The following is a 7,661-nucleotide window of genomic DNA, read 5'->3' on the forward strand; positions in this document are numbered from 1 at the left end:
TGCATGATCCACATCCTGCCGCGCCGGTTGCATCGCCCGCGCCTGCACGGCAGGCGCGCAGCGGGGCTGTCGCTGCTGGAAATGCTGCTGGTGATCGCGTTGATCGCCGCCATCGGCCTGATCACCGCCGCCGGTCTGTCGCGCGGCTTCGCCGGCATGCAGCTGCGCAGCGCCGGCAAGGACATTGCCAACCAGTTGCGCATGGTGCGCGCGCAGGCCATCGCCCGTGGCGAGCCGCAACGCTTCGTGATCGAACCGGCGCAGCACCGCTGGACCGGTGCCAACCAGCGCCAGGGCACCGTGCCGGAAGCGTTGCAGGTGCAGTTCGAAGGGGCCGCGCAGTTGTCTACCGGGCCAGGGCAGGGCGTGATCGAGTTCCATCCCGATGGCGGTGCCAGCGGTGGCCGCATCCGTCTGCTGCGCGACAACGCCGAATGGCGTATCGACGTCGGCTGGCTGACCGGCGAGGTGCGCTCCGGCCCGTGGCAGGCGCCATGAAGCGGCGCGCGCGCGGTTTCACCCTGCTGGAAGTCATCGTCGCCTTCGCCCTGCTGGGGCTGGCGCTGACGCTGCTGCTGGGCAGTCTGTCCGGCGGCGCGCGGCAGGTGAAGGACGCCGAGCTGCGTACCCGCGCCGTGTTGCATGCGCAGTCGCTGCTGGCCGCCGCCGGGGTGGAGGAGCCGCTGCAGGTCGGGCGTCAGCAGGGCGAATGGGAACAGGGCCGCTACCGCTGGGAACTGCAGGTGCAGCCGTACACGGAGCCGCGCGCGGGCAGCGCGCCGGTGGCCGATTCGCCGGGCGCCCCGTGGCTGGCCGAACTGCAGTTGCAGGTGCGCTGGGGCGAGGGTGAGCGCGAGCAGCTGCGCTGGCGCAGCCTGCGTCTGTTGCCACCCGATCTGGAGCGTGCACGGTGAAACGGCGTGCACGTGGCTTCACCCTGGTGGAAGTGATGCTGGCCACCGTCCTGCTGGCCGGTGGCCTGGCGCTGGCGTTCGCCAGCGTGCGCTCGGCCATGGCGGTCAGCCAGCGCGGCGAGCAGATTGCCGCCGACAGCGAGCGCATGCGCGCGGTACAGGGGCTGCTGCGGCGGCAGCTGAGTGCCGCAATGCGTAGTCCGATCGAGGCGCCTGATCCGACCCGCGAGCCGGTGTTCTTCAGCGGCGACGAGCGCGGCCTGCAGTTCGTTGCCGATCTGCCCGGCTACCTGGGCCGCGGCGGTCCTTACCTGCACGCGCTGCAGGTGGACGGTCAGGCTGGTGAGCGCCGCCTGCTGCTGGGCCTTGTGCTGCTGCAGGAGGGCGAACAACTGCCGGAAACACCGCCGCGTCCGCCGGAAGTGCTGGCCGAGCACCTGCGCGATGTGCAGCTGCGCTACCGCGGCGTGGATGCGGCCAGCGGCCAGTTGACCGAGTGGTTGCCGCGCTGGGATGACACCCGTCGCCTGCCGCTGCTGGTGGAAGTGCAGGTGCGGCCTGCACGCGGGCCGGCCTGGCCGCCGCTGGTGGTCGCGCTGCGCGCCGGCGGTGCCGCGGGGGCTACCCGATGAGGGCCATGCGTGGCGCCGCGCTGGTGCTGGTGCTGTGGCTGATCGCGCTGATGACCGCGCTGGTCGGCGCGTTCGCGCTCACCGCGCGGGTGGAGCACCTGCAGCAGCGTGTGCTGGATGACGACGGACGCGGCCAGGAACGCGCGCGTGCAGGGGTGGAGTATGCCCTGCTGCGCCTGCGTGCCGATCCGCAGCGTCCGGCCTGGCAGGCCGATGGCCGGACCTACCGCTGGCAGTTCGACGACGCGCGGGTGGATATCCGCGTGGTGGACGAGAACGGCAAGATCAACCTCAACCTGGCCGACGCCGCGCTGCTCACCGCCTTCCTGCAGGCGCTGGGTGAAAGCCCGGAGGATGCCGCGCGGCTGGCGGGAGCGATCATCGACTGGCGCGACGAAGACAGCCTGCAGCAGCCCGGCGGCGGCGCCGAGGCACCCGATTATGCGGCGGCCGGCCTGCCGTATGGTCCCCGCAACAAACGGTTCGAGACCCTGGGCGAGCTGCAGCGGGTGCTGGGCATGCGGGCCGCGTTGTATCAGGCCATGCTGCCGCACATCACGCTCTACAGCCGCCAGGCACGGCCCGATCCGCGCTTCGCTGCCGGACCGGTGCTGCTGGCTCTGGGCCTGGATGCGGAACAGGTCCTGGCGCAACGCGCCCAGCAGGAGCGTGACGAAGATTCAGGTGCGGGCACGTCAACCCTTGCCAGCGGCAGCGGCACCTATAGTATCGAGTGCCGCGCCATCGACGGCAGTGGACGCCAGTCGGTATTGAAGGCGGTGGTACGCAACGGCTCGGGCGGTGTGCCCGGCCAGACCTACACAGTGCTTCGCTGGGAGCAGGGAATGGCAGCAAGATGACGGCATGGCAGGACAGCGTGCGGCAGGTGCAGGGCCGGATCGGCCCGGGCGTCGGCCATTTCCTGCGCTGGTGGCGGCAATCGTTGCTGGCCTGGGTGCCGGTCCGCTGGCAGTGGGCGCTGGGCTGGTCGCAGGCGCGCGTGCTGCTGCAGCGTGAAGGCGAGCAGGTGCAGGTATGGCGTGATGGCAGCGAAGGCCCCGAACGCGTGGTGCGGTTGCCGTGGCCGCTGGCCCCGGCCGACCTGGACCGCGTACTGGAACCCCGTCTGCGGCAGCTGCCGCGGTTCTGGCTGCTGCCGATGGCGCAGGTGCTGCGTCGCCGCCTGCGGCTGCCGCCTGCGGCCGCTGACCGCCTGCACGCGGTGGTGGGCTACGAGATTGACCGGCAGACGCCCTTTGAAGCCAGCCAGGTCAGTTATGACGTGCGCAGCCTGGGCGCTGCCGAGGACGGCCTGCTGCAGGTGGAGCTGGTCGCCTGGCCATTGCGCCAGCTTGACGCGTGGGGCAGCCAGGCCGGCGAATGGGCCAGCGCGCTGGCCGGCGTGGACGCGATCGACGAACAGGGCAACACGCTGCAGGTGAACCTGCTGCCGCCGGCGCAGCGCCAGCACCGCGTTGATCCCAGCCGCCGCTGGAACCTGTTGTTGGTGGCCGCAGCACTGGTGATGCTGGTGCTGGCCGCCCTGCAGCTGCTGGACAACCGGCGCGACGCCGCCGACACCCTGCGCGAACAGGTCGAGCGCAGCGCCCGCAGTGCCCGCGGCGTGGCCAGTGAACGCAGCCAGCTGCAGGCGCTGATCGACGGTGCCGCCTTCCTGGAAAAACAGCGCAGCCAGCGTGCCACCACGGTGGAACTGTGGACCGAGCTGACCCGGCGCCTGCCCGATGGCACCTACCTGGAAAAACTGGCGATCGAGAACAACAGCCTGCAGTTGATCGGGCTCAGTGGGCAGGCCTCGCAACTGGTCGCGCTGCTGCAGGACGCGCCGCAGTGGCGCAAGGTGAACCTGACCGGCGTGTTGCAGGCCGACGGCGCCAGCAGCGGCCGCGACCGCTTCACCCTGACCGCCGAACTGCAACCGTTGCCGGCCGCCGTCGTACCCGCCGCCCCTGCACGGAAGGAGGCGGCCGATGCCGATGCCCAACCCACGCCGTGACCGCTGGCTGGCACTGGCCCTGCTGATGGCCGTGCTGGGCCTGGCCTACCTGCTGCTGGTGCACCCCTGGTTCACCCAGCCGCTGCTTGCCATCAACGAAGACGTGGCCGCGCTGCGCGAGCGCCAGCAGCGCGTGCAGGCGCAGTTACAGCAGCAGCCGCAGATCGAACAACGCTTGAAGGAAACCCGCCAGGTGCTGGAACAGCGCCCCGGCTTCCTGCGCGAAGCCACTGCCGAGGCGGCTGCCGCCGCGCTGGGCGCACGGCTGCAGGATGCGGTGGCGATGGCCAGCCCCGGCAACCGCAGCTGCACCATCAGCAACCGCACGCCGCTGACCGACAACCGTCGCGATGCCGAGTTCGTGCGCGTGGCCATGCAGGTTCGGCTGCGCTGTGGCGTGGCCGAACTGGCCACCGTGCTGCACAGCCTGGAAACCGGCAGTCCGCGCCTGTTCGTGGACAACCTGAACCTGATCGCGCAGCGCTTCCAGCAATCGGCCAATGAATCCGGCCTTGGGTTGGACGTGTCCTTCGAGCTGGCCGGTTACCTGTTGCCCGGCGCGGCAGCCGACGGCGCTGCGGCCGTGCCCGGTACCGCGGTGGCGCCGCCTGAGGCGGCGGCTCCGGCCGAGCCGGCCGTCGATGCGGCGGCCGAGGCCGATGCGGATACCGATGCAGGGAAGGGCGCCGAATGAAGCACGATGCACTTCCCCTGCGCACGGGCCTGCTGCTGGCTGCCGCTGGCTGGGCCGGCGCGCTGTGGCTGGCCACCGCATTCGGTCTGGGCAGCCGCCTGCCCGCGGGTCCGGAGGATGCCGACCGTGCTGCGGTATTACCTGCCTTGCCGCCGCTGGCACCCGAGCGCATGGCCGCCGCCGACAGTTACAGCGCCATCAGCGAACGCCCGTTGTTCGCCGAAGACCGGCGGCCGCGCCCGTATCTGCTGGGCGGCAGTGAACCGGCCGCCAGTGCCGCCCTGCGCCTGACCGGTGTGCTGCTGACCGACAGTTTCAGCATGGCCACCTTCACCACCGAACAGAACCGTTCGCTGCGCCTGCGCCTGAACGGGGAGGCCGTGGACGGCTGGCAGCTGGTTGCGCTGGAACCGCGCCAGGCCACGGTGATCGGCCCGTCGGGCAACCAGGTGCTGGAACTGGCCACCTTCAACGGGCAGGGCGGCGAACCGCCGACCGTGCTGCGCGGGGCCAATGGCGCGGTGCCGCCGGCAGGCGTGGTGGTGCCGCCTCCGCCGCCGAGCCCGGCCAGCAACAGCAGCAACAGCAGCGCCCAGCGCCCGGTCGATCTGGCCGGCTCCGCGGCTGCCGGTCCGGCGGCGCAGAGCACGCCCGCCCCCAACACCAATGCCAACGGTCCCAGTGAAGCGCAGATGCAGGCCATCCGCGAGCGCATCCAGGCCCGTCGCCGTCAGCTGCAGCAGCAACAACAGCAGCAACAACCGTCGCCGCCCACGGGCGATGGCACCAACCGATAGAGTGAATGCATGAACCTGCGTTTCCTTTCTTCCTCGTTCCTTCTTGCGCTGCTGGTCGGCTGCACCACCGTGTCCGGCCCGCACGTGCAGCGCAATGGCAACCCGCAACCCAGCCCGCCCGCCGGCCAGGCCGCCGCCGATGCGCGGGTGGCTGAAGGCGATGGCCAGAGCGGCGCACCGCAGGCGGTCATCCGGCGTGGCAGCGGCACCATGATCAACCGCGAGGCGGCGCGCGCACCGTCGCCGGCACTGAACACCGCCAGCAGTGGCAGTGCCACCTTCAATTTCGAAGGCGAATCGGTGCACGCGGTGGTCAAGGCGATCCTCGGCGACATGCTTGGGCAGAACTACGTGATCGCACCGGGCGTGCAGGGCACGGTCACCCTGGCCACGCCCAAGCCGGTGTCACCGGCGCAGGCGCTGAACCTGCTGGAAATGGTGCTGGGCTGGAACAACGCGCGCATGGTCTACAGCGGCGGCCGTTACAACATCGTCGCCGCCGACCAGGCCCTGGCTGGCACCGTCGCGCCCAGCACTGCACCGGCCTCCAGTGCCCGTGGCTTTGAAGTGCGCGTGGTGCCGCTGCAGTTCATCTCTGCCAGCGAAATGAAGAAGGTGCTGGAGCCGTACGCGCGACCCAACGCGATCGTCAATGTGGATACCGGGCGCAACGTGATCACCCTGGGCGGCACCCGCGCCGAACTGGAGAACTACCTGCACACTGTCGAGATCTTCGACGTGGACTGGCTGTCGGGCATGTCGGTGGGCGTGTTCCCGATCCAGTCGGGCAAGGCCGAACAGGTTGCCGCCGATCTGGAAAAGGTCTTCGGCGAAGACAGCAAGACCCCCAGTGCCGGCATGTTCCGTTTCCTGCCGCTGGAAAACGCCAACGCCGTGCTGGTCATCACCCCGCAGGCGCGTTACCTGGACCAGATCCAGCAGTGGCTGGACCGCATCGATACCGCCGGTGGCAGCGCCCGGCTGTTCTCCTACGAACTGCGCTACATCAAGGCGCGTGACCTGGCCCAGCGCCTGTCCGAAGCGTTCGCCAGCAGCAACAACCGCAACAACCGCGGCAGCACCACCACGCTGGCACCGGGCGCGCAGCCGATGCAGCTGGACAGCACCGGCCAGACCGACAGCCGCAATGACAGCAGCACGCTGGGCAGCACCGGTTCCAGCAGCAGCGGCATGGCCAGCACCATGAACCTGCCGCAGCGCCAGGAAGGCAACATCAGCGTCAGCCTGGATGTGGAAGGCGACACGGTCGGCGTTTCGGCGGTGGAAGAAACCAATGCGTTGCTGGTGCGGGCCACCCCGCAGGCCTGGCGTTCGATCCGCGAAGTGATCGAGAAGCTGGACGTCATGCCGCTGCAGGTGCATATCGAAGCGCAGGTGGCCGAAGTCTCGCTGCAGGGCGAACTGAGCTACGGCGTGAACTGGTACTTCGAGAACGCCGTGCAGGGCCAGACCTTCCCCGGCGCCACCGGCGATGCCACCCTGCCCAGCGCATTGGGTCGCAATGTGTGGGGCACCTTCGCCGGCGCCATTACCGGCAGTGAAGGGCTGGGCTGGACCTTCCTGGGCAAGAATGCGGCCGCGGTGGTCAGCGCGCTGGACAAGGTGACCGACCTGCGCCTGCTGCAGACCCCGTCCATCTTCGTGCGCAACAACGCCGAAGCCACCTTGAACGTGGGTGACAAGGTGCCGATCAGCACCGTCTCGGTGAACACCGGCGTGGGCACCGACAACACCTACAGCCAGGTGCAGTACATCGACACTGGCGTGATCCTGAAGGTACGCCCGCGGGTGACCCGCGATGGCACGGTGTTCATGGACATCGTGCAGGAAGTGAGCAGTGCCGGCGAAGTGGCGGCCAACTGCGACCCCACGCGCACCCAGTGCAATCCGCGCATTTCCACCCGCAAGCTGTCCACCGAAGCGGCCATCCAGAGTGGCGACACCATCATGCTGGCGGGCCTGATCACCGATTCGGGCACCGATGGCCACAACGGCATTCCGGGCCTGAGCCGGATTCCGGTGGTGGGTGCGCTGTTTGGCAGCAAGACGCGCAACAGCCGTCGTTCCGAAGTGATCGTGCTGCTGACCCCGACGATCGTGCGCAACGGCCAGGAAGCACGTGCGCTGACCGACGAATACAGCAGCCGCTTCCGCGCCATGGAACCGATCGCCCCCGGCGCCCGCAAGAAATAAGGCCGGCAGGGCTTGCAGCCCTGCACCCGCTTCACGGCAACGGCAACGTCAAAAGCTGGTTATCCGTGGGATGGCGGGGCGGTGTGGGCTTGCAGGACACGCCGCAAGTACGTCCCTGTAGGCTCGTAGGCGCCATCCATGGCGCCTGCGGTCCTGCAAGCCCACACCGCCCCACCTCTGACAGATTTACGCGGCTGTTGGTAGGTGTCGACCTTGGTCGACACATCTGTCAGATATCGAATGAATTCATCCACGCATGGCGTGGATCTACTGTGTCGACCAAGGTCGACACCCACCAAGGCAGAACGCCTTCCCGACAGATCGCTGGAAACTGTCGAAGGCGGGGTGGGTCCGGTTGCGGGGGCGTGAGCGCCATGGGCCCGAGGCATGCCT

At 69.2% G+C, this 7,661-nt stretch carries 8 protein-coding genes; all 8 read left to right on the forward strand.

Annotated features, from left to right (window positions below; translation table 11 throughout):
* Nucleotides 1–3: 3 nt before the first annotated feature.
* From RTY46_RS17305 to gspD, 8 genes are read left to right on the forward strand one after another with little or no spacing between them, the layout of a single operon-like run.
* Nucleotides 4–498 (forward strand): GspH/FimT family pseudopilin, encoded by a 495-nt coding sequence (locus RTY46_RS17305; protein ID WP_312709935.1) that lies wholly within the window; start codon nucleotides 4–6, stop codon nucleotides 496–498.
* Complete coding sequence (locus tag RTY46_RS17310; RefSeq protein ID WP_312709936.1) at nucleotides 495–914, forward strand: prepilin-type N-terminal cleavage/methylation domain-containing protein; 420 nt, start codon at nucleotides 495–497, stop codon at nucleotides 912–914. The genes RTY46_RS17305 and RTY46_RS17310 overlap by 4 nt, the downstream gene beginning before the upstream one ends.
* Complete coding sequence (locus tag RTY46_RS17315) at nucleotides 911–1,546, forward strand: type II secretion system protein J (protein ID WP_312709938.1); 636 nt, start codon at nucleotides 911–913, stop codon at nucleotides 1,544–1,546. The genes RTY46_RS17310 and RTY46_RS17315 overlap by 4 nt, the downstream gene beginning before the upstream one ends.
* The gene (locus RTY46_RS17320) at nucleotides 1,543–2,406 is read left to right on the forward strand and encodes a type II secretion system protein GspK (protein ID WP_312709939.1); all 864 of its coding nucleotides are present in this window, start codon (nucleotides 1,543–1,545) and stop codon (nucleotides 2,404–2,406) included. Before RTY46_RS17315 ends, RTY46_RS17320 begins: the two co-directional genes overlap by 4 nt.
* Nucleotides 2,403–3,563, forward strand: coding sequence for a PilN domain-containing protein (locus tag RTY46_RS17325; RefSeq protein ID WP_312709940.1), 1,161 nt, complete (start codon nucleotides 2,403–2,405; stop codon nucleotides 3,561–3,563). Before RTY46_RS17320 ends, RTY46_RS17325 begins: the two co-directional genes overlap by 4 nt.
* Entirely contained in the window at nucleotides 3,544–4,257 is a 714-nt protein-coding gene (gene gspM, locus RTY46_RS17330; protein WP_312709946.1) for a type II secretion system protein GspM, read from the forward strand. Before RTY46_RS17325 ends, gspM begins: the two co-directional genes overlap by 20 nt.
* The gene (locus RTY46_RS17335) at nucleotides 4,254–5,054 is read left to right on the forward strand and encodes a hypothetical protein (RefSeq protein WP_312709942.1); all 801 of its coding nucleotides are present in this window, start codon (nucleotides 4,254–4,256) and stop codon (nucleotides 5,052–5,054) included. Before gspM ends, RTY46_RS17335 begins: the two co-directional genes overlap by 4 nt.
* A gap of 9 nt (nucleotides 5,055–5,063) precedes the next feature.
* Nucleotides 5,064–7,268: a type II secretion system secretin GspD gene (gspD, locus tag RTY46_RS17340; RefSeq protein ID WP_312709943.1), complete on the forward strand. Its 2,205-nt coding sequence runs from the start codon at nucleotides 5,064–5,066 to the stop codon at nucleotides 7,266–7,268.
* Nucleotides 7,269–7,661: the final 393 nt, after the last annotated feature.

The organism is Stenotrophomonas sp. (assembly GCF_032056425.1).
Taxonomy (GTDB): Bacteria; Pseudomonadota; Gammaproteobacteria; order Xanthomonadales; family Xanthomonadaceae; genus Stenotrophomonas.

Coding starts and splice junctions, on each gene's coding strand:
- gspM (WP_312709946.1), top strand. CDS start 3,544: ATGCCCAACCCACGCCGTGACCGCTGGCTGGCACTGGCCCTGCTGATG.
- RTY46_RS17325 (WP_312709940.1), top strand. CDS start 2,403: ATGACGGCATGGCAGGACAGCGTGCGGCAGGTGCAGGGCCGGATCGGC.
- RTY46_RS17310 (WP_312709936.1), top strand. CDS start 495: ATGAAGCGGCGCGCGCGCGGTTTCACCCTGCTGGAAGTCATCGTCGCC.
- RTY46_RS17320 (WP_312709939.1), top strand. CDS start 1,543: ATGAGGGCCATGCGTGGCGCCGCGCTGGTGCTGGTGCTGTGGCTGATC.
- RTY46_RS17305 (WP_312709935.1), top strand. CDS start 4: ATGATCCACATCCTGCCGCGCCGGTTGCATCGCCCGCGCCTGCACGGC.
- gspD (WP_312709943.1), top strand. CDS start 5,064: ATGAACCTGCGTTTCCTTTCTTCCTCGTTCCTTCTTGCGCTGCTGGTC.
- RTY46_RS17335 (WP_312709942.1), top strand. CDS start 4,254: ATGAAGCACGATGCACTTCCCCTGCGCACGGGCCTGCTGCTGGCTGCC.